We start from the raw sequence: 21043 nt of genomic DNA, 5'->3' as shown, positions 1-21043 counted from the left end.
GAAGAATCAATGTACATATGGAATACAACAATAATTAAATTGAAACAGAAAGAGGAAATGAAATGAAAAAAGTATGGAAATCAATGGATTATTCATTGTTACTTCCTCTTGTTATTTTATGTGTGCTGGGGGTAATAATGGTATATAGTTCGAGTTCCATTGTTGCGATTTCGAGATTTGATAAACCAGCAAATTTCTTTTTTAAAAGACAATTAATTACTTTAGTTGTTGGGACAATGGTATTAATAATTATTGCTACTATCCCATATAAAGTTTGGAGAAAACGAATTTTTTTGTTGGGGAGTTACGGTGCTAGTGTTGCCTTATTAGCTGCAGCTGCCTTTTTCACTAAGTCAGTAAACGGTGCAAACGGGTGGATATTTGGAATACAGCCTGCAGAATTTGTTAAGATAACAGTTATTCTCGTCTTAGCTCATTTTTTTGCGAAAAGACAAGAAACGAATACACCTGTTTTCAAAGGGTCAGGTCCAGTACTTATTGGTGTTGGAATAATCATGTTTTTAATATTAAAGCAAAATGATTTAGGTACTGATTTGTTAATTGCAGGAACAGTAGGAATTATGTTTCTTTGTTCGGGAGTACAGGTTAACTTATGGATTAAACGAATTGCTTTAACTTCTATAGTATGGATTCCGGCACTATATCTTCTTGGTAATTATGCATTAAATCCATATCAAAAGGCACGTTTTTCTGTTTTCCTTGATCCGTTTAATGATCCTCAAAAGGATGGGTTTCAATTAGTGAATTCATTTATTGGAATCGCTTCTGGAGGGCTTAATGGTAGAGGATTAGGGAATAGTGTACAAAAATATGGTTATTTACCAGAACCGCAAACGGATTTTATAATGGCAATTATATCTGAAGAACTTGGTTTTATAGGTGTAGCTATCATTTTAATCTGTTTATTACTTATTATTATTCGGTCATTTAGAGTTGCGCAAAAGTGTACAGATCCATTTGGAAGTTTAATAGCTATCGGAATTGCAAGCTTGTTTGGAGTTCAAACGTTTATCAATGTCGGTGGTATGTCTGGAGTAATACCACTTACAGGAGTACCATTACCGTTTGTTAGTTACGGCGGAAGTTCTTTATTAGCTAATCTACTTGCAATGGGAATACTACTCAATATTGCTAGTCACGTGAAACGACAAGAGAAACAACAGAATGGTCTAATGAAAGAAAGAGAACAAAATGGACCACATCTTGTAGTTGTAAAATAAAAACACATTGTGCTTTAGAGCATGATGTGTTTTTTATTTTTAAGTAGTTTTAAATATGATGTACTAATTTCTCTTTCAGTTAAAAAGATATATCACATTAACTTAAATGTGATATACAATTAAGTTGTTAGAAAAGGAAGAGGTATGCTATACTATTTTTGTGAAACAAATTGCACAGAAAACTTATCATTTGTTAGAAAATAAGGTATGATGGATAAAAATAAAGTGAAGCTTTCTAAGTATAATATAATGTGGAAAGTGAAGAACTTCACGCTTTTTAAGGCGTGTATATATTTTATCTCTAGAGTGGTAGGAAAGTAGAGGGGGAAAATCATGACAAAGCTGCAACGTATTCAAAAAGTATTGGTAGCTAACCGTGGAGAGATTGCAATTCGTGTGTTTCGAGCTTGTTCGGAACTTGGATTAAAAACAGTTGCAATCTATTCTAAAGAGGATAGTGGTTCTTATCATCGCTATAAAGCCGATGAGTCCTATTTAGTTGGGGAAGGAAAAAAACCAATTGATGCTTATCTAGATATTGAAGGCATTATTGAGATTGCAAAAAGTAATCATGTAGATGCAATCCACCCTGGATATGGTTTCTTGTCAGAAAATATTCAATTCGCTAAACGTTGTGAAGAAGAAGGAATTATCTTTATCGGTCCGAAAAGTAAGCATTTAGATATGTTTGGAGATAAAGTGAAAGCAAGAACACAAGCGCAGCTAGCACAAATTCCAGTTATACCTGGTAGTGATGGTCCAGTAAATTCATTAGAAGAAGTCGAAAAATTTGCTGAAAAGTATGATTACCCGATTATTATTAAAGCATCCCTTGGGGGTGGCGGTCGTGGTATGCGTATTGTGCGTACTAGTGAGGAATTAGGAGAATCATATAATCGAGCGAAATCAGAAGCGAAAGCAGCTTTTGGTAATGATGAAGTTTACGTCGAAAAATTCGTTGAAAAACCTAAACATATAGAAGTACAAATTTTAGCAGATGAAGAAGGCAATGTTGTTCATTTATACGAGCGTGACTGTTCTGTACAACGTCGTCATCAAAAAGTTGTAGAAATTGCACCGAGTGTATCACTTTCAGATGATCTGCGTCAGCGTATTTGTGATGCTGCTGTGAAGTTAACGAAAAATGTAAACTATTTAAATGCAGGAACAGTAGAATTCCTTGTAAAAGATGATGAGTTTTACTTTATTGAAGTAAATCCACGTGTTCAAGTAGAACATACGATTACAGAAATGATTACGGGAGTAGATATTGTTCAATCACAAATTTTAATAGCGGATGGACATTCATTACATAGCAAAATGGTAGGTGTTCCGAAGCAAGAGGAAGTAGTTGTACATGGATTTGCAATTCAATCTCGTGTAACAACTGAAGATCCGCTAAATAATTTTATGCCGGATACAGGAAAAATTATGGCGTATCGATCAGGTGGTGGTTTTGGTGTGCGTCTTGATACAGGGAATAGCTTCCAAGGTGCAGTTATTACACCGTACTACGATTCTTTACTTGTAAAAGTTACAACTTGGGCACTTACTTTTGAGCAAGCTGCTGCAAAAATGGAACGTAACTTAAAAGAATTCCGTATTCGTGGTATTAAAACAAATATTCCATTCCTAGAGAATGTAGTAAAGCATAAAAACTTCTTATCAGGAGAATATGATACTTCATTTATCGATGCGTCACCTGAATTGTTCTTGTTCCCGAAACGTAAAGACCGTGGAACGAAAATGTTAAATTACATTGGTACAGTAACAGTAAATGGTTTCCCAGGAGTAGGGAAAAAAGAAAAACCAATATTCCCAGATGCTCGTATTCCATGTTTAAAACATTCAGAGCCAATCCAAAATGGAACGAAACAAATTTTGGACGAGCGTGGAGCGGACGGATTAGTAAAATGGGTACAGGATCAAAAACGTGTACTTTTAACGGATACAACATTCCGTGATGCACACCAGTCATTACTTGCAACTCGTATTCGTACAAAAGATTTACATCAAATTGCGGAGCCAACAGCGAGAATGTTACCGAACCTATTCTCAGCGGAAATGTGGGGCGGTGCAACGTTTGATGTTGCGTATCGTTTCTTAAAAGAAGATCCATGGGAACGATTACTAGATCTTCGTGAAAAAATGCCGAACGTGTTATTCCAAATGTTACTTCGTTCTTCAAACGCAGTTGGATACAAAAACTATCCAGATAATTTAATTCAAAAATTTGTGGAATGTTCTGCTCAAGCAGGCATTGATGTATTCCGTATTTTTGATAGTTTAAACTGGGTGGAAGGCATGAGAGTTGCAATTGACGCTGTACGAGACACTGGTAAAATTGCAGAAGCAACAATGTGCTACACAGGGGATATTCATGATCCACTGCGTAGTAAATATGATTTAAATTATTATAAAAATTTAGCAAAAGAGTTAGAAGCATCAGGAGCTCACATTTTAGGTATTAAAGATATGGCGGGCTTACTAAAACCAAATGCAGCATATGATTTAGTTTCTGCATTAAAAGAGACAGTGTCGATTCCAATTCATCTGCACACGCACGATACGAGTGGAAATGGTATATTAACGTATACGAAGGCAATTGAAGCAGGTGTTGATATCGTCGATGTAGCAGTGAGTTCTATGGCTGGTCAAACGTCACAACCAAGTGCGAACACGCTATACTATGCGTTAGGCGGAAACGAAAGACAACCAGATGTTAATATAGATTCTTTAGAAAAACTATCTCACTATTGGGAAGATGTACGCAAATACTATGCACCGTTTGAAAGTGGTATGAATGCGCCTCATACAGAGGTATATATGCATGAAATGCCGGGTGGGCAGTATAGTAATCTTCAGCAACAAGCGAAGGCGGTTGGTTTAGGAGATCGCTTCGATGAAGTGAAAGTAATGTACCGCCGTGTGAATGACATGTTTGGAGATATTGTAAAAGTAACACCATCATCAAAAGTTGTTGGTGATATGGCATTATTTATGGTTCAAAACCATCTGACAGAACAAGATGTTTTAGAGCGTGGACATGCGATGGACTTCCCAGGATCTGTTGTTGAAATGTTCTCTGGTGATTTAGGTCAACCGTACGGTGGTTTCCCGAAAGAATTACAAAAGATTATTTTAAAAGGGAAAGAGCCATTAACAGTAAGACCAGGTGAATTACTAGAGCCAGTAGATTTCGAAGCGTTAAAAGAAGAATTATTCCATAAACTTGGACGCGAAGTAACGATTTTTGATGTAGTGGCATATGCTTTATATCCAAAAGTATTTATGGATTATGAAAAAGTTGCTGAGCTTTATGGAAATGTATCTGTACTTGATACACCGACGTTCTTCTATGGTATGAGACTAGGTGAAGAAATTGATGTAGAAATTGAACAGGGTAAAACATTGATGGTTAAACTAGTATCAATTGGAGAACCTCAGCCGGATGGAAACCGCGTTCTTTACTTGGAATTTAACGGTCAACCACGTGAAATTATCGTGAAAGACGAGAGTGTAAAAGCAACAGTTGCACAACGTGTGAAAGGAAACCGTGAGAATCCAAATCATATTAGTGCAACGATGCCAGGAACGGTAATTAAAGTAGTTGTAAAAGAAGGCGACGAAGTGAAAAAAGGCGATTCTATGGCAATTACAGAAGCGATGAAAATGGAAACGACAGTTCAAGCGCCGTTCAATGGTAAAGTAAAGAAAGTATATGTTAACGATGGTGATGCGATTCAAACGGGTGATTTACTTATTGAATTAGATCACTAAAATAAGAAAAGAGCTGTGTAAATACAGCTCTTTTTTATTGCAAAAAATCCCTTGCCGAATTGGCAAGGGATTTTAGTTTTAAATTATTTTGTTTGTTTAGAAGTTGATTCGGCTTCTTTGGCATTCACTTTACTTCTTGTTCCTAACATAACTAAATAGCATAGTACGGCAAACAAGCAAGAAATGAATAGAGAATGTAACAATGCCATCGCTAAACTAGCGTTTGTAAATACAACTAAAACTCCTACTACAGCTTGAAGTGTAACAAGGATAAATGAAATGATCCATCCCCAATATACTACAGGTTGCTGCTTGTAATGGCGAATAGCGAGAATCATGGCGTATAGTATCCAAGCGAAAATTAACATCGCTGCAACCCTATGGCCCATTTGAACCCATTCATGTAGTTGAGTTGGCATAGGTCTGTTTTTGCTACATAAAGGAAAGTCTGGACAGGCTAAGCTAGCTCGTTCGTGACGTACTAAAGCACCTGTGTAGACGACGATATAACTGTAAATTGTTACACCATAAATATGAAATTTCATTTTTTTGTCCATAATAAGTGAACGTGCATCAAATTTTTGGTCAATTTCAAAGATAAGACACGTTAATAAAATGACAGAAGCAAATGAAATTAAGGAAATACCGAAATGGATAGCAAGTACAGCTGGCATTTGTCCCCAAACAACTGCTGCTGCTCCCATTAATGCTTGTGCAACTAAAAATACGAAGGATAAAATTGCTAACGTTTTTGTTTCACGCACATGTTTATAATATTTCCAGGACAAAATACAAAGTAGAGTGACAAGAATTCCAGCTGATCCTGATGTTAATCGGTGGCTAAGTTCAATAATAGTTTCCATTGATAAATTAGATGGAACAAATTCACCGTTACAAAGTGGCCATGATTTACCACAACCTTGACCAGAACCTGTTTTTGTAACTAAAGCGCCTCCTAATAAAACTATTAATAAATCAAGGCTTGTAATGACTGCTAACCATTTAATAAAGCGTTGCAATCTCTTTCACCATCTTTCTGCTATGAAGTTATTGCGAAATATTTTCATTCCATTATGTATAGAATAAAACGCGCTAGTTCCTATGATATATAAAAAATAATAAAATAGCAAAGAAATGGAGGGGGAAGGAAAGGGAGAGAAAATAGGTGTAAAAACAGGGTTCGCAAGGAAAATTTTGGGTGAAAAATAGGCTATTTTGAAAAGAAATGGGGAGAATACGTGTTAAATAGGACAAAATAGTTTATTATAGAAGGTAACATCATGTTATGATAAGGACAAGTCAGAATGAAGTTTTTTATATTCGACACAAAAAGTTCATGTTTTCTTCACAAAATGTTCGGGAAATATGATTTAATATATTGGAGTATGGGCGTAGATTAGTAGTAGAATGGGTTAACAATGTTTCTACTGTAATAATATTGCTATATAGAAGCGAATTATTTCATTTGAAATAGGCGCAAAAAGAAAGATGAAAGTTTTAAGAGGGGGTTAGAGTGATGAACCATGCAACAAGTGAGCTGCATGATGAGTCCGCTGTTACAAGTGTACCGGAAACAACTCGGTTACAAGATTTAAAAGCACTCGTTAAAATGGGGATTGTAAACTCAAATACACTTACTGTATTTACAGGATTTTGGTTGGCATTACACTTTAATGGATTAAGTGTAATGGATAATCTGGATAAGTTATTCTTTACAATCGTTGGTTCAGGATTAATTATGGCAGGGGTATGTTGTTTAAACAACTACATTGATCGAGACATCGATCCATTAATGGAAAGAACAAAGACCCGTCCAACGGTTACTGGAAAGTATAAACCAGGATTTGCACTTACATTTGGACTAGTCATATTACTTCTTGGTTTTGTATTTTTATTATTAACAACACCAATGGCAGTCTTAATGGGATTTATTGGTGCTTTCACATATGTTGTTCTATATAGTTTATGGACAAAGAGAAAGTATACACTAAATACTGTTGTAGGTAGTATATCTGGTGCAGTTCCTCCTTTAATTGGATGGGCAGCAATCGATCCATCTTTAGGCCATCCAATTGCTTGGATGTTATTTTTAATTATGTTTATTTGGCAAATCCCACATTTCCTTGCATTAGCAATGAAACGTGTTGATGAATATCGAAATGCAGGAATTCCAATGCTTCCTGTAGTTCATGGATTTGAAATTACGAAACGCCAAATTATGATTTGGACAGCATGTTTATTACCACTACCATTTTATATGAGTGGACTAGGGATAACATTTATGGTAATTGCAACACTGCTTAACATCGGATGGATCGTTTTAGGATTTTATGGCTTCCGTAAGAAAGATGACATCAAATGGTCCGTGCAAATGTTTGTTTATTCCCTAAATTATTTAACAATCTTATTTGTATCAATGATTGTAGTTACATTCTTCTAAGACAACGACATAATTGGATTTCTTTACGTTGAGATTTACTTTACTTAACTATAAAGTACAATCTAATTCACAAGGAAAGTGGGGGTTGTTTGTATGAAGAAACAGTGGCGACTGCTTTCGTTCGTTTCACTGCTGGCTTTACTGTTAGGGGGATGCGGTAAAGCCTTTCAATCTACTTTAATTCCGCAAGGAGAAGTAGCAAAAATGCAATATGATTTACTTCTACTGGCGAGTGCAATCATGGTAGGAGTAGTACTAGTAGTTACTATTATTTTCTTATATGTAATTGTGCGTTTCCGACAAAAGAAAGGTCAGGAAGATTATATTCCAGAGCAAGTTGAAGGGAATCACAAGCTAGAAATTATATGGACAGTTATTCCGATTATTCTTTTACTAATCTTAGCTGTTCCAACAGTTACATATACATTCAAACTTGCTGATGTAAGTGCGATGGAGAAAAAGAATATTGATAAAGATACTATCGTTGTTGATGTAACAGCGAATCTTTATTGGTGGGAATTTTCTTATAAATCAGAAAAGATAGTAACTTCGCAAGATTTGGTCATCCCCACAGGTAAGAAAGTGTATTTAAATTTGAAGGGTGCCGATATTAAACACTCATTTTGGGTTCCATCTTTAGCAGGGAAAATGGATACAAATACAGACAATGTGAACAAAATGTGGTTAAAGGCAGATAAATCGGGCACTTATAATGGTTTTTGTACAGAATTTTGCGGCCCATCACATTCTTTAATGCAATTTAAAGTGAAAGCTTTAGATGAAAGCGAGTACAAAAAATGGCTTGCTGATATGAAGAAGATTGATGGGAAGAAAGAAGTAGCTTCAACAAAGGCGCAAGAGGGCCAAGAAATATTTAATAAAAGCTGTATTGGTTGTCACGCAGTTGGATCTAATGATAGTAGACCACCTTCCGCTCGTATCGCACCAAACTTAGCAAACTTTGCGGATCGCGATATGGTTGCCGGTATTGCCGAAAACAATGAAGAAAACTTAAAAAAATGGCTGAAAGATCCTGAAAATATGAAGCCAGGAAACAAAATGACTGGCAAATATGGCAACTTAACGGATGATCAAATTGATGCATTAAATGCATACTTACAAACGTTAAAAGTTGAAAAGTAAAGAGGGACTATTCGCGAAGGGGAGGTTGAAAACGTGAGTTCTGTAGCAAAAAAACAGGGGATGGGTGCTGTCATATGGGATTATTTAACGACAGTAGACCATAAAAAGATTGCCATTCTCTATTTAATTGCAGGTGGATTGTTTTTTGTAATAGGCGGAATAGAAGCTCTATTTATTCGCCTTCAATTAGCGATTCCTAACAACGCTTTTCTTGTTGGGGATGCTTATAATCAAGTATTAACGATGCACGGTACAACAATGATTTTCCTCGCAGCTATGCCACTCGTGTTTGCATTTATGAACGCCGCTGTACCACTTCAAATTGGTGCACGTGATGTAGCGTTCCCGTTTTTGAATTCACTCGGATTTTGGTTATTTTTCTTTGGTGGAGTATTTTTAAATTTAAGTTGGTTTTTAGGTGGAGCACCTGATGCAGGATGGACATCTTATGCATCTTTAGCTTTAGCCTCTAAAGGTCATGGTGTTGATTTCTATGTACTCGGCTTGCAAATCTCAGGTATTGGTACACTAATTGGAGGAATTAACTTCCTTGTAACCATTATTAATATGCGCGCTCCAGGAATGACGTATATGCGTATGCCGATGTTTACATGGACAACATTTGTAACATCTTCGCTTATATTATTCGCTTTTCCGCCGTTAACTGTAGGATTAGGACTTTTAATGTTAGATCGTTTATTTGGAACAAGTTTCTTTAATCCGGCATTGGGCGGGAATACAATTATATGGGAGCATTTATTCTGGATTTTCGGTCATCCAGAAGTATACATTCTTATACTCCCAGCTTTCGGAATATTCTCAGAAATCTTCGCAACATTTTCGAAAAAACGATTGTTTGGTTATTCATCGATGGTGTTTGCGACTGTATTAATTGGATTTTTAGGATTTATGGTATGGGCGCACCATATGTTTACTGTTGGACTTGGTCCAGTTGCTAATGCTATTTTCTCAGTTGCAACAATGGCGATTGCGGTTCCGACTGGTATCAAAATATTCAACTGGCTCTTTACAATGTGGGGCGGAAGTATTCGTTTTACGACACCAATGATGTGGGCAGTAGCTTTCATTCCATCATTCGTAATGGGTGGAGTTACAGGGGTTATGCTAGCATCTGCACCAGCTGATTATCAATTTCATGATAACTATTTCGTAGTAGCACATTTTCATTATGTAATCGTTGGCGGTGTTGTATTTGGTTTACTTGCAGGAGCTCATTATTATTGGCCACTGATGTTTAATAAAGTATTAAATGAAACATTAGGAAAGATAACGTTTTGGCTATTCTTTATCGGCTTCCATTTAACTTTCTTTATTCAGCATTTCCTTGGCTTGATTGGTATGCCACGCCGTTACTACACATATCTTGAAGGGCAAGGGTTGGAAATGGGGAATATGATTAGTTCCATCGGAGCGGTATTTATGGCTCTTGGAACGATTGTTCTTCTATTCAATGTAATTAAAACGACAGTATCAAAAGAAAAAGCTGGTCGTGATCCGTGGGATGCACGTACATTAGAATGGACAATGCCAGCACCGACACCAGAATATAACTTTAAACAATTACCATTTGTTCGCGGATTAGATCCGTTTTGGATTGAAAAACGTGAAGGTAATAAAGAAATGACAGCAGCGGAACCAGTTGGTGATATTCATATGCCAAATCCTTCGTTTTCACCATTTGTCATTTCTTTCGGATTGTTTATAGCGGCATTTGGTGCGATGTATATGCAGGGCGGAAAAGATAAGTTCTGGTTATTAGTAGCAATTATTGGTTTAATCATTACATTTGGCACAATGTTCCTACGTTCAGTAATTGATGATCATGGGTATCATATTCATAAAGAAGATTTAGAGGATAAGGGGGGCAAGGCATAATGCATGTAGATGAAAAATTAACGAATGAAACATTTCCAGCAGAGCCTGAAAAAGCAACCCTTGAAGGGAAAAATAAGTTTGTCGGTTTTTGGTTATTTCTTGGAGGCGAAACAGTGTTGTTCGCTTCCTTATTCGGAACATATTTAGCGTTAAAGAATTCTACAAATGGTGGACCAACATCTCAAGAGATGTTCCAAATGCCACTCGTTTTCATTATGACGATGCTTTTATTAACGAGTAGCTTAACGAGTGTATATGCGATGTATCACATGAAAAACTTTAACTTTAAGAAAATGCAGCTTTGGTTACTAGTAACAGTATTGCTAGGTTTAGGGTTTTTAGGATTTGAGATATATGAGTTTTATCATTATACACATGAATTTAAGCATACTATGAGAAGTAGTGCCTTTGGCTCTGCGTTTTATGCTCTTGTTGGTACACATGGACTCCACGTATTGTTTGGGTTATGTTGGATTTTAACATTAATCTTTAGAAATGCGAAGAGAGGTCTAAATTTATACAATGCACCGAAGTTTTATGTTGCATCGATTTATTGGCACTTTATTGACGTAGTTTGGGTGTTTATTTTCACTGTAGTATATTTAATGGGAATGGTGGGATAAACAATGGCGATAAAGCAAACGAATAATCCTAAAGTTGATCTTGTTTATCGGAAGAGAAAAAGTGCGGAGGAAATGAGGCATCAAGTTATTACGTTTGCATTAATGATTTTTTTAACATTAGTTGCATTTGTAGCAGTGGCGTATCCAAAAACTTTTAGTCCGATTTTCTCTGTACCGTTTATTTTACTATTAGCAGTGGTACAAGTAATTTTTCAATTGTATTATTTTATGCATATGAGTCATAAAGGACATGAAGCAGCAAGTTTCTTTCTTTACTCTGGTCTGCTAATAGGGTTAATTACAATTTTAGCTTTTATGACAATCGTGTGGATTTGAAAAGTGAAAAATAAGGGAGCTTGTGTTGTCACAGCTCCCTCTTCATATTATGAGATAACCTTACGAAGGCAGGTGTGAAAATGAGTAACTTGTGGATATTTGGTTTTCAGGCTTTATGGAGTCCAATCTTTTTATTATTTATGCTTTCGATTCTTATTGGGTACTTCTTAATTATTGGACCATATAGAATGCGATTTGAAAATGCGACGAAGGTAAGTAAGAAGCAAATTTTTTATTTTACGACTGGTATTGTTCTTTTGTATTTTGTAAAGGGAGGGCCTATTGATTTAATTGGCCATATTATATTTAGTGCTCATATGTTTGAAATGGCAGTCATGTATATTGCAGTTCCACCGTTACTGTTGCTTGGTATACCAATTTGGTTATATCGTTACATTACTTCTTTTAAGTTCGTTCAAATTATATTAAAGGCATTTGCTAAACCACTTATTGCGTTGTTTGTATTTAACGGCCTGTTTTCTTTTTATCATTTACCAGTTGTTTTTGATACAGTAAAACAAAGTCAAATAGCTCATCCTATTTGTCTCGCTATATTGTTTTTTACAGCAATCATGATGTGGTGGCCGATGTTAAATCCATTACCAGAATATCAAACGTTAAGTGATATAAAGAAACTTGGTTATATGTTTGCTAACGGCATATTATTAACGCCTGCATGTGCGTTAATCATTTTTGCGACAGCCCCGTTATTTGCAACGTATACGGATCCGGCTGCTTGGATGAAAGCGATGGAACTATGTGTACCAGCGGGCACTTTATCAGATTTAAATATAACGGGACCAGAATTTTTGCACTGGATGCCAGTCGTACAAGATCAGCAAACTGGTGGTATCATAATGAAAATTGTCCAGGAAATAGTGTACGGTACAATTATAGGTTATGTATTCTTTAGATGGGCACGTAGAGAACGTGAAAAGGATAAGGAGCAGTTGCAACAATTGCCGCCGTATTTACAGATTAAGTAAAAAAGTGTATGGGATTCCATGCGCTTTTTCTTTTTTAGTTACCTTAAAAAGATTGAATTTTCTAACTTTTTATGTTAAGTTAGTGTAGGCGTGTACTAAAAGTGGAGATAAAATTTACTACTAGCTTTCATGCGTAATAATTCCATATGTAGTGCAAGTTTTTTAGAGAGTTACAAATATATATTGTTATCTTTAATAAACACGAACTATTTTAAGGGGGAGTTTAAATGGGTAGTAGTGGAAGTATGGTAAAGCCGATTAGTGGTTTTTTGACAGCACTAATTCAATATCCAGTACCAGTAGTAGAATCGCGTACAGACATTGATAAACAAATTCAACAAATCATAAAAACAATTCATTCGACCAAATCAGGTTACCCTGGTTTAGAATTGATAGTATTTCCTGAATATAGTACACAAGGGCTCAATACAAAAAAATGGACTACAGAAGAATTTTTATGCACAGTGCCTGGGCCAGAAACAGACTTATTTGCTGAGGCATGTAAAGAATCTAAAGTATATGGTGTTTTTTCAATAATGGAGAAAAATCCTGATGGTGGAGAGCCGTATAATACAGCAGTTATTATTGATCCACAAGGTGAAATGATTTTGAAGTATCGTAAGCTAAATCCTTGGGTGCCAGTCGAGCCTTGGAAAGCTGGAGATTTAGGCTTACCTGTTTGTGATGGACCTGGAGGAAGTAAATTAGCTGTTTGTATTTGTCATGATGGCATGTTCCCTGAAGTAGCTCGTGAAGCGGCCTATAAAGGTGCAAATGTCTTAATTCGTATTTCTGGATATAGTACACAAGTTAGTGAACAATGGATGCTAACGAATCGTTCAAATGCATGGCAAAATTTAATGTATACATTGTCGGTAAACTTAGCGGGTTATGATGGTGTATTTTATTACTTTGGTGAAGGACAAGTATGTAATTTTGATGGGACTACTTTAGTACAGGGTCATCGAAATCCTTGGGAGATTGTTACTGCTGAAGTATATCCAGAACTAGCAGATCAGGCTAGATTAGGATGGGGATTGGAAAATAATATATATAATCTAGGTTCAAGAGGATATGTAGCAACTCCTGGTGGGGTGAAAGAAAATCCATATACGTTTGTAAAAGATTTAGCTGAAGGTAAATATAAGGTCCCTTGGGAAGATGAGATTAAAGTAAAAGATGGATCTATTTATGGATATCCAGTAAAAAAAACGATTCATTCTTAGGGAAGGGAAATGAAACAAGCGCATCATATTGATGCGCTTGTTTTTGTTAATCAATAATTTGAAATTCTTTTAACTCTTTTTCGACATTTTGTAGGAGTTGTTCGCTTTTTTGAAGTACATTCGTTGGGAAAGTCTCATCATCACCATATTCAACGCCGTGAGGATAATAATGTTTTCCTAATAAGGGGGGGAGTAGTTTTACTTCAGCGTGTCTACTGCCAATGTCACCTTCAACAGCAACTCCTTGCACTCGTAAATAATAAACATCCTTTAATATTTCAAATTTATAATCGTATGTAACTCGTTCATAATCCCACTGTCCGGCAAGTACGAAGTGGTTGTTTTCCATGATTTCAGTTAAAAGAGTTAATTCAACGACGGCTCCATTAAATTTCGTATTTGTAAATTGCATATAATACCTCCTTTTTTAATGTTACACCATTATTTTTATAATAGTATGAATAATAAGAAAGTGCAATTCATATTGAGAGAAAAGGGATAATCCAGACTTTTTTCACAAAAATATGATATAGTGAAAAGAGTACGGTACACACAAAAAGAAAGAAAAGGATTTGTGTATATCTCAATTTTATGTTTTGTTCAGGAGGTATATCGTTTGAAGAAATTATTGCGTATCGTAATGATTACATTTTTAATTTTAGCTGTTGATTTATACGGGAAATTACTCGTTTCACAATATATATTAACCCCATCTCAATCAAAGCAAGAAAATAAAATTGTGAAAAAGAAAAAGCAAATTAAGGAAGACTCCTCAGACACTGTTTTAAATATGATTGGTGAAGACTCTGAAAACCTATTAGCGAAGTGGGGAGAACCCTCTCGAATAGAGCCATCTGCATACGGATATGAATGGTGGGTATACAACCAGGATTTAACTCAGTACGTTCAATTTGGAGTTTCTGAACGTAAAGTTGTAACGGCATACGCAGCTGGTGAACAAGTTAAGGTTCCACCTTATTATATAAATGAAAAATATGAAGAAGTATATAAAAAAAGTCCGCTTTCGCATGAAATTTCATTAAAAAGAGGGAAAAATAGTTATCAATTTGAGCTATCTGATACCGAAGTCATGGAACAACCGTTAATACCTGTAGAAGATGGATGGGCGCAATTGTATTTTGATCAATTTACACATGAGCTTGTTGGTGTTCGTTATATGGATGATGAAACTTTATTACGCCAAAGACCGTATCAGCTCGTTTATTCAGGTGAATTAATAGCAGAACAACCATTGACTCCAGAAAAAATAAAACAAGTAGAAAATGGGAATATGCAACAAATTTTTGATTTAACAAATATCATTCGAAGTCGTCATAAATTACCATTATTAACATGGGATCAGGAAACAGCAGATGTTGCTGTTGGTCACAGTAAAGATATGAAAGACAATAATTATTTTTCTCATGACTCACCTACATTAGGTACACTAGGAGATCGTTTGCAGCGCGGGAAAGTAGGATTTCAACTTGCTGGTGAGAACATAGCGGCGCAACATAGTGATGGAATTGCGGCAGTGCAAGGTTGGTTAAATAGTGAGGGGCATAGAAAGAATTTATTAAATGAACAATTTACAGGATTAGGTGTTGGTGTATACGATAAATTTTATACACAAAACTTTATTCGAAAATAAAGCGAAACTGTAAGCGGTGGGGTGTTACATCACCTAATTAGTTACTTCGTATTCACTGAATTGTAGGTGGGAATCTGACCGTATGCAAATAGCAGAAAAAAAGGTGCATGAATCGTCTAAAAATAGGCGAACCATGCGCCTTTTTTTTCTTACTATATAGTAGATATACATGGAGAGGTGAGGATTATGCCAACAACAAAAGGACCGTTACATCCATCGGTTCAACAGTTTAAAGAATTTGTAAACCATCACCCTAAAATGGTTCATGAGGTTAGAAGTGGTCATAAAACATGGCAACAATTTTATGAAGAATGGTACTTACTTGGTGAAGAAGATCCAATATGGGCAACTTATAGACCGGATGGAGCGCCTGCTTTTTCTTCGGTAAAAGAAAATAAAAAAGAAAAAGATAATCGAACTGAAGAGGAAAAAACTGCTGATGTGATGGGGCAAATGCTTTCTTTTTTTAAAAAGTTGGACGTGGAACAAATGCAGAACCATTTAGCCAATGTGACGAGTGCAATTGGGAGCGTGCAACAAGTTATTCAGCAATTTCAAGGTAACCGTACGCAGCAAGAGCAAAGTACTTCAGAAAATAACCCGTTTTTCTTTCAAAAGGATTAGGGGGAAAGATGATGAGAGCAGAAATTATGGAGTTTATAAAGGCTGATGAGGATTTATCTCGTTATATTAGAGAGCAACCGTACTGGTATAGAAAATTAACACGAAATCCTGAAGAAAAAGAGGCTTTTGAGTTAGCGGCGATGCAACATTTCAAAAAAACGATACCAGATAAAGTGGAAAAGTTTCAAAATCAATTGGCCGTTGCTTCGATCATGATTGATATGTTTCAGTATATGAAGCAACAAAACGCAACCTAATTGGAAGTGAAAAATATGTCCGTCATGCAGAACTTTTGTTACAATAGAAGTTGATTATTTAAAAAGGAGTTGCAGCATGACGGAAATTTGTTTAGTACGACATGGACAAACTGATTGGAATTTTCAAGAAATTATTCAGGGGCGAGAAGATATTCCGCTTAATGAAGTTGGTAAGAAGCAAGCGAGTCAAAGTGCAGCTGCTTTACAAGAAGAAACGTGGGATATCATTATAAGTAGCCCGTTAATTAGAGCGCAAGAAACGGCTAATGAAATCGCAACGGCAGTTGGATTACAATCGATTTTATTAGATGAGCGATTTGTTGAACGGAATTTTGGAGAAGCTTCAGGGAAGCCGGTTGCGGCTGTTAGAGAGTTGATTGCTGAGGGTAAAGTAGAAGGTATGGAGCGAGATGAAGAGATTGTAGCTCGTTGCTTTGCTGCTTTAGAAGATGTTGCGACAACTCATTTTGGCAAACGTATTATTATTGTTGCTCACTCACACGCGATAAAAGCGATTTTACATGCCATTGAACCAGATGAAATTACATTTAAGACACCATTAAAAAATGCGTGTATTAGTTATGTGAAACAAAATAGTGGAAAATGGGATGTTCTTAAATATAATATAGCGGAACATATTAATGTATAAGTGTGTACGGATATAGTGTAAAAATAGTTACGTTATATCTTTCTTTTGAGTAAGTCACTTCAATTAGTAGTTCTAATCTAAATGTGGTATGATGGATACTCGGAGGTGTCTCTCATGATTGTAGCGACGCTAGAAAGCGTATTAATATTAGATAAGGCAGAGCAGCTTGCAAAAGCGATTATCTGTTCAGATATAGCAGAAGATTATCGTAAGTATTATAGAGAATTACATGAAGATATGGAACTTCAGACGCTAATTCAGCAATTTACAGCGATGAAAGAACGGTATGAGGAAGTACAGCGTTTTGGAAAATACCATCCTGACTATACTACCGTGTCGATGAAAATGAGAGAATTAAAGCGTTCTGTGGACTTACATGATAAGGTTGCAGCTTTTAAAAGAGCAGAAACTGCTTTGCAGAAGTTATTAGACGAAGTTAGTGTAGCAATCGGTTCGGAAGTGTCTTCTTCCATTAAAGTGCCAACAGGAAATCCATTCTTTGATGCTGGTGGCTGTGGTGGAGGTTGTGGTACTGGCGGAGGTTGTGGTTGTAAAAAAACGGGGTGATGTACCCCGTTTTTTAGAAGTTGGAAGAAAACGTATACAGAGTTTGTCCTGTAATGTTATAAATTTCTGATTGGTTTTCATAGAATATAAAATATATGTTTTTAAAAGGAGAAGATGGAGAAGATTATGTTCGGGCAACGACAAAGTATGATTGTTTATTTACATTCATTGAAACATGCCAAGATTTTAAGGAAATATGGTAACATACATTACATATCAAAACGATTAAAATATGCTGTAGTATATTGTGATATGGAACAAATTGAGCATATGATGCATAAGTTGAACAAACTTCCTTTTGTGAAAAAGATAGAACAGTCGTATCGCCCGTATTTAAAAACGGAATTTGAAAATTCCCGTCCTGATCGAGCAAAAGAATACGATTATAGCTAATAGAAAAAATCCCCTGCTAAATTTAGCGGGGGATTTTTCACTTGAAATAACGTGTTATTTCATCGGAGGAATGAAATTGTTCATTCGTAAAATACCAATTAAATGATTAAAAAATAGTTCTTTTTCTGGGAAAGTTGTAGATGGTTTTACAGTAAAGGTAGCCACTTTTTTCCCGAGTTGTTCTGCCATTTCTTCAAATAAAATGACACGTTTACTTTTTTTATTTTCAAATACAGGAATGCCTTCACGACATATGTATAATGGTTGGAAATCACCAGTAGTAGTTGGTTTTAATATTACAACAAGCGAACACACTTTTTTATCGTTTTTTATCGTTTCAAATTGTAACATATGTGCTATACGTTCTTGATTTGTTTTGGCAATTTCAAGTAATTCATATAAATCAGAGTAGCCTTCTCCAAGTTCTATAAAGCGTTGAATCATATCTTTTCCTCCTCTTTCTTTTACTGTACCATTTCACTTTTTAAATGAAAAGCACACAAAGAAAAAAAACCCTGCATAGCAGGGCCCTTCTTATACTAGCATGTACTAGTAAGAAGGCAAAGGGAGAGGAGAAACCGGAGGAAGAACTTATGGGGAAACGTAAGTCTTCTCCGCGGTTGGCAACAACATCGAAGGTGATGTTGTTATAATTATTTATGTCCAATCTAAATGAAGATATACATAATGAAATTAAATTTTATGTTGGGCTTTTTATTTTTCTTTTTTTTATTTTGTGATAGGATAAAAAAGATAAAGTGGAACTAATATACATATTGGGTTCATATTAGTGAATGATGAGATGAATACATAAAAATAACGAGAGGTTATTTGAGGCCGAGTTTTTCTATAGTTAGGTGAATGTGGTTTGTTAACGGTTACCGAAGTGGGAATGGCTTTCTATAATCGCTCGATAGATTGAAATAAAGGTAGTGACAACAGATGAGAGTAGTTTCAGGAAAATGTAAAGGACACCCACTTAAAGCGGTTCCTGGTAATACAACACGTCCAACGACAGATAAAGTAAAAGAATCTATTTTTAATATGATAGGTCCTTATTTTGATGGTGGTATCGCCCTTGATTTATTTGGTGGTAGTGGTGGTCTTGGAATTGAGGCTTTGAGCAGAGGGATCGATAAAGCAATTTTTGTTGATCGGGATAGTAAAGCGATAAAAGTAATTCATCAAAATTTAGAAAGTTGTAGAGTACAGGAACAAGCTGAAGTATATCGAAATGATGCTGAACGTGCAGTAAAGGCGTTAATAAAACGTGAAATGTCATTCGATCTTATATTAATAGATCCTCCATATAAAGAGCAAAAAATTGTATCTTTAATTAGTGTAATGGATCAACATGGATTGCTACATAGTGATGGATTAATTATGGCAGAGCATGGTAATGATGTAGTTTTACCTAATTCAATAGGAAGGCTTGTAAAAGTACGAGCTGAGAATTATGGGATTACTGCAATATCGATTTATAAGTATGAAGGTGAGGGGACAGAATGACAAGTATAGCTATTTCTTCAGGAAGTTTTGATCCAATTACCCTTGGGCATCTGGATATTATTAAAAGGGGAGCAAAAGTATTTGATGAGGTGTACGTAGTCGTTTTAAACAATTCATCAAAAAAACCATTCTTTTCAGTTGAAGAGCGATTAGAACTAATTCGAGAAGCGACAAAGGATATCCCGAATGTAAAGGTAGATTCGCATAGTGGGCTATTAGTAGAGTATGCAAAAATGCGTAATGCAAATGCAATATTACGTGGTTTACGAGCAGTTTCTGATTTTGAATATGAGATGCAAATTACTTCTATGAATCGAAAATTAGATGAAAATATTGAAACATTTTTTATTATGACAAACAACCAATATTCATTTTTAAGCTCGAGTATTGTAAAAGAAGTTGCGAGGTATGGAGGAAGTGTAGTGGATCTTGTACCTCCTATTGTAGAGCGTGCTTTAAAAGAAAAGTTTCAAACCCCGTTAAAGTGAACGGGGTTTTTCTTTATACGTGCGCAAAAATAATAAAATAACATATAAGTATAGACAAAATAATGTAAAAATTGGTCCATAATGTATAAAAGATGTCCAAATTTCATGTAGTATAGAAGGATGCTCGGATAAAAATACAGGAATATCTTTTGGCATAGGTGAGAAAGAACTCACTTTCTCATAAAATGGTGTCCAAAATACAAATGTAAAAATAGGGGCAAGAATACTTTGAATAATTCGTGCGAAAAAATAGGGTTTAAATCGGATATCTGTTTCAGCTAATATGCTAGCAACTTGTGCCTGAATAGAAAGACCGCTAAATGCTAAAATGAAGCTTGTTACCATAGCTTGTTGTAAGAGCGGTGTTTCATTTATTTGACTAATCATTTGGCTTCCGAGTGTCATTTCGAAAATACCTGATAATATAGGTATACTAAAATCTGTACTTAGTTGGAAGAATGATAAAATATGTTGCATAATAAAAGAAAGAGCTGCTGTAATGTGGAATACAGTAATCATTTTATTTAACACAGAGAATAAAATAATAAATCCGCCAATCATAAGTAATGTTTGAATAGAAGAAACAATGGCATCCCCAAGTAATTTACCAATTGGTCTTTTTTCTTGTAAGCGTGTCTCGTGAAGAATTAAAAAAGGGTTTTGAAAGCGACGTTTTTTTGTAGTGTGTGTATTATTTTTGTAAGCGGTATTATCGCCGTAAAAACGCATAATTAATCCGACAGCAAAGTTACTGAAATAATGGGCAGCGGCTAATATAATTCCTAATTTCGGATTATTAAAAAAACCGATAGACACAGCACCGAAAATAAAAAGTGGATTAGAAGAATTTGTGAAAGAAACGAGGCGCTCTGCTTCAATCTGAGTTAAAAGATTGCTTTTTCGTAGTCTAGCGCTTAATTTGGCGCCTGCAGGGAAACCAGAAGCCATTCCCATCGCCCAAACAAATCCGCCTATCCCTGGAACGCGAAAAAGTGGGCGCATGAGTGGTTCTAATATAACGCCAATAAATTTTACAACACCGATACTAATTAGAAGTTCCGCAATGATGAAAAACGGTAGTAGTGAAGGGAATACAACTTCCCACCATATATTTAACCCGCGAATAGAAGCTTGCAAAGCGGCTTGGGGGTGGAGTACAAGAGAAAAGGTTAAAAATAGCGTTGATATGGTAAGGAAAGCGGTTTTCCATTTTTCATACATGTAAGTAAATCCC

General features: G+C 35.7%; 21 protein-coding genes. 17 read left to right on the top strand and 4 right to left on the bottom strand.

The window, feature by feature from the left end; translation table 11 throughout:
- The first annotated feature begins 62 nt into the window (after nt 1–62).
- On the top strand, nt 63–1241 hold the full coding sequence (locus D1166_RS07465; protein WP_000758406.1) for an FtsW/RodA/SpoVE family cell cycle protein: 1179 nt from the start codon (nt 63–65) through the stop codon (nt 1239–1241).
- Between the two features lie 333 nt (nt 1242–1574).
- On the top strand, nt 1575–5021 hold the full coding sequence (gene pyc / locus D1166_RS07455) for a pyruvate carboxylase (protein WP_000164087.1): 3447 nt from the start codon (nt 1575–1577) through the stop codon (nt 5019–5021).
- An 83-nt stretch (nt 5022–5104) separates the two neighbouring features.
- On the opposite strand, the gene ctaA is transcribed toward pyc, so the two are convergent.
- Nucleotides 5105–6040, bottom strand: a complete 936-nt coding sequence (gene ctaA, locus D1166_RS07450; RefSeq protein WP_001188744.1) for a heme A synthase — start codon at nt 6038–6040, stop codon at nt 5105–5107.
- 497 nt (nt 6041–6537) lie between these two features.
- Between ctaA and ctaB the strand changes: the two genes are divergently transcribed.
- The 7 genes from ctaB (at nt 6538) to D1166_RS07415 (ending at nt 13671) form a co-directional block, all read left to right on the top strand.
- Nucleotides 6538–7461, top strand: coding sequence for a protoheme IX farnesyltransferase (ctaB, locus tag D1166_RS07445; protein ID WP_097856055.1), 924 nt, complete (start codon nt 6538–6540; stop codon nt 7459–7461).
- Nucleotides 7462–7554: 93 nt separating this feature from the next.
- A complete protein-coding gene (gene coxB / locus D1166_RS07440) occupies nt 7555–8604 on the top strand; it encodes a cytochrome c oxidase subunit II (RefSeq protein WP_000745268.1) in 1050 nt (349 codons plus the stop codon).
- A gap of 60 nt (nt 8605–8664) precedes the next feature.
- Nucleotides 8665–10500, top strand: coding sequence for a cytochrome c oxidase subunit I (gene ctaD, locus D1166_RS07435; RefSeq protein ID WP_153578907.1), 1836 nt, complete (start codon nt 8665–8667; stop codon nt 10498–10500).
- Entirely contained in the window at nt 10500–11123 is a 624-nt protein-coding gene (gene ctaE, locus D1166_RS07430; protein ID WP_000557861.1) for a cytochrome c oxidase subunit III, read from the top strand. Before ctaD ends, ctaE begins: the two co-directional genes overlap by 1 nt.
- A 3-nt stretch (nt 11124–11126) precedes the next feature.
- Nucleotides 11127–11459: a cytochrome c oxidase subunit IVB gene (ctaF, locus tag D1166_RS07425; RefSeq protein ID WP_000985706.1), complete on the top strand. Its 333-nt coding sequence runs from the start codon at nt 11127–11129 to the stop codon at nt 11457–11459.
- An 80-nt stretch (nt 11460–11539) separates the two neighbouring features.
- Nucleotides 11540–12445, top strand: coding sequence for a cytochrome c oxidase assembly factor CtaG (gene ctaG / locus D1166_RS07420; RefSeq protein WP_000069022.1), 906 nt, complete (start codon nt 11540–11542; stop codon nt 12443–12445).
- A 227-nt stretch (nt 12446–12672) separates the two neighbouring features.
- A complete protein-coding gene (locus tag D1166_RS07415; protein WP_000535813.1) occupies nt 12673–13671 on the top strand; it encodes a formamidase in 999 nt (332 codons plus the stop codon).
- Nucleotides 13672–13717: 46 nt separating this feature from the next.
- On the opposite strand, the gene D1166_RS07410 is transcribed toward D1166_RS07415, so the two are convergent.
- Nucleotides 13718–14083 (bottom strand): YugN family protein, encoded by a 366-nt coding sequence (locus D1166_RS07410; protein WP_001160947.1) that lies wholly within the window; start codon nt 14081–14083, stop codon nt 13718–13720.
- Between the two features lie 204 nt (nt 14084–14287).
- Here D1166_RS07410 and D1166_RS07405 point away from each other — a divergent pair, with 204 nt between their 5' ends.
- The 6 genes from D1166_RS07405 to D1166_RS07380 all read left to right on the top strand — a co-directional run bounded on the left by D1166_RS07405 (nt 14288) and on the right by D1166_RS07380 (nt 17812).
- Complete coding sequence (locus tag D1166_RS07405) at nt 14288–15322, top strand: CAP domain-containing protein (RefSeq protein WP_000735378.1); 1035 nt, start codon at nt 14288–14290, stop codon at nt 15320–15322.
- A gap of 186 nt (nt 15323–15508) precedes the next feature.
- Nucleotides 15509–15946 (top strand): YlbD family protein, encoded by a 438-nt coding sequence (locus D1166_RS07400; protein WP_001143346.1) that lies wholly within the window; start codon nt 15509–15511, stop codon nt 15944–15946.
- 11 nt (nt 15947–15957) lie between these two features.
- Complete coding sequence (locus tag D1166_RS07395) at nt 15958–16203, top strand: YlbE-like family protein (RefSeq protein WP_001200990.1); 246 nt, start codon at nt 15958–15960, stop codon at nt 16201–16203.
- Between the two features lie 76 nt (nt 16204–16279).
- Nucleotides 16280–16852 carry a histidine phosphatase family protein gene (locus tag D1166_RS07390; RefSeq protein WP_000134947.1) on the top strand — a complete coding sequence of 191 codons (573 nt, stop codon included), beginning with the start codon at nt 16280–16282 and terminating at the stop codon, nt 16850–16852.
- A gap of 114 nt (nt 16853–16966) precedes the next feature.
- Nucleotides 16967–17419: a YlbF/YmcA family competence regulator gene (locus D1166_RS07385; RefSeq protein ID WP_000634366.1), complete on the top strand. Its 453-nt coding sequence runs from the start codon at nt 16967–16969 to the stop codon at nt 17417–17419.
- A gap of 126 nt (nt 17420–17545) precedes the next feature.
- The gene (locus D1166_RS07380; RefSeq protein ID WP_002082261.1) at nt 17546–17812 is read left to right on the top strand and encodes a YlbG family protein; all 267 of its coding nucleotides are present in this window, start codon (nt 17546–17548) and stop codon (nt 17810–17812) included.
- A gap of 54 nt (nt 17813–17866) precedes the next feature.
- On the opposite strand, the gene D1166_RS07375 is transcribed toward D1166_RS07380, so the two are convergent.
- Nucleotides 17867–18256 carry a DUF7147 family protein gene (locus tag D1166_RS07375; protein ID WP_097856056.1) on the bottom strand — a complete coding sequence of 130 codons (390 nt, stop codon included), beginning with the start codon at nt 18254–18256 and terminating at the stop codon, nt 17867–17869.
- Nucleotides 18257–18754: 498 nt separating this feature from the next.
- On the opposite strand from D1166_RS07375, the gene rsmD reads away from it, so the two are divergent.
- Together rsmD and coaD are read left to right on the top strand one after the other, a co-directional pair.
- Complete coding sequence (rsmD, locus tag D1166_RS07370; protein WP_001266979.1) at nt 18755–19321, top strand: 16S rRNA (guanine(966)-N(2))-methyltransferase RsmD; 567 nt, start codon at nt 18755–18757, stop codon at nt 19319–19321.
- Nucleotides 19318–19809, top strand: coding sequence for a pantetheine-phosphate adenylyltransferase (gene coaD / locus D1166_RS07365; RefSeq protein ID WP_000200601.1), 492 nt, complete (start codon nt 19318–19320; stop codon nt 19807–19809). The genes rsmD and coaD overlap by 4 nt, the downstream gene beginning before the upstream one ends.
- On the opposite strand, the gene ylbJ is transcribed toward coaD, so the two are convergent.
- Nucleotides 19801–21030 carry a sporulation integral membrane protein YlbJ gene (gene ylbJ / locus D1166_RS07360; RefSeq protein ID WP_000273083.1) on the bottom strand — a complete coding sequence of 410 codons (1230 nt, stop codon included), beginning with the start codon at nt 21028–21030 and terminating at the stop codon, nt 19801–19803. The two genes, coaD and ylbJ, sit on opposite strands and share 9 nt — an antisense overlap.
- Nucleotides 21031–21043: the final 13 nt, after the last annotated feature.

The organism is Bacillus sp. ISO11 (assembly GCF_003458115.1).
GTDB classification, from domain to species: Bacteria; Bacillota; Bacilli; order Bacillales; family Bacillaceae_G; genus Bacillus_A; species Bacillus_A cereus.
The sequence above is the reverse complement of the archived record's forward strand: the minus strand, read 5'-3'. Positions and strand labels throughout refer to the sequence as shown.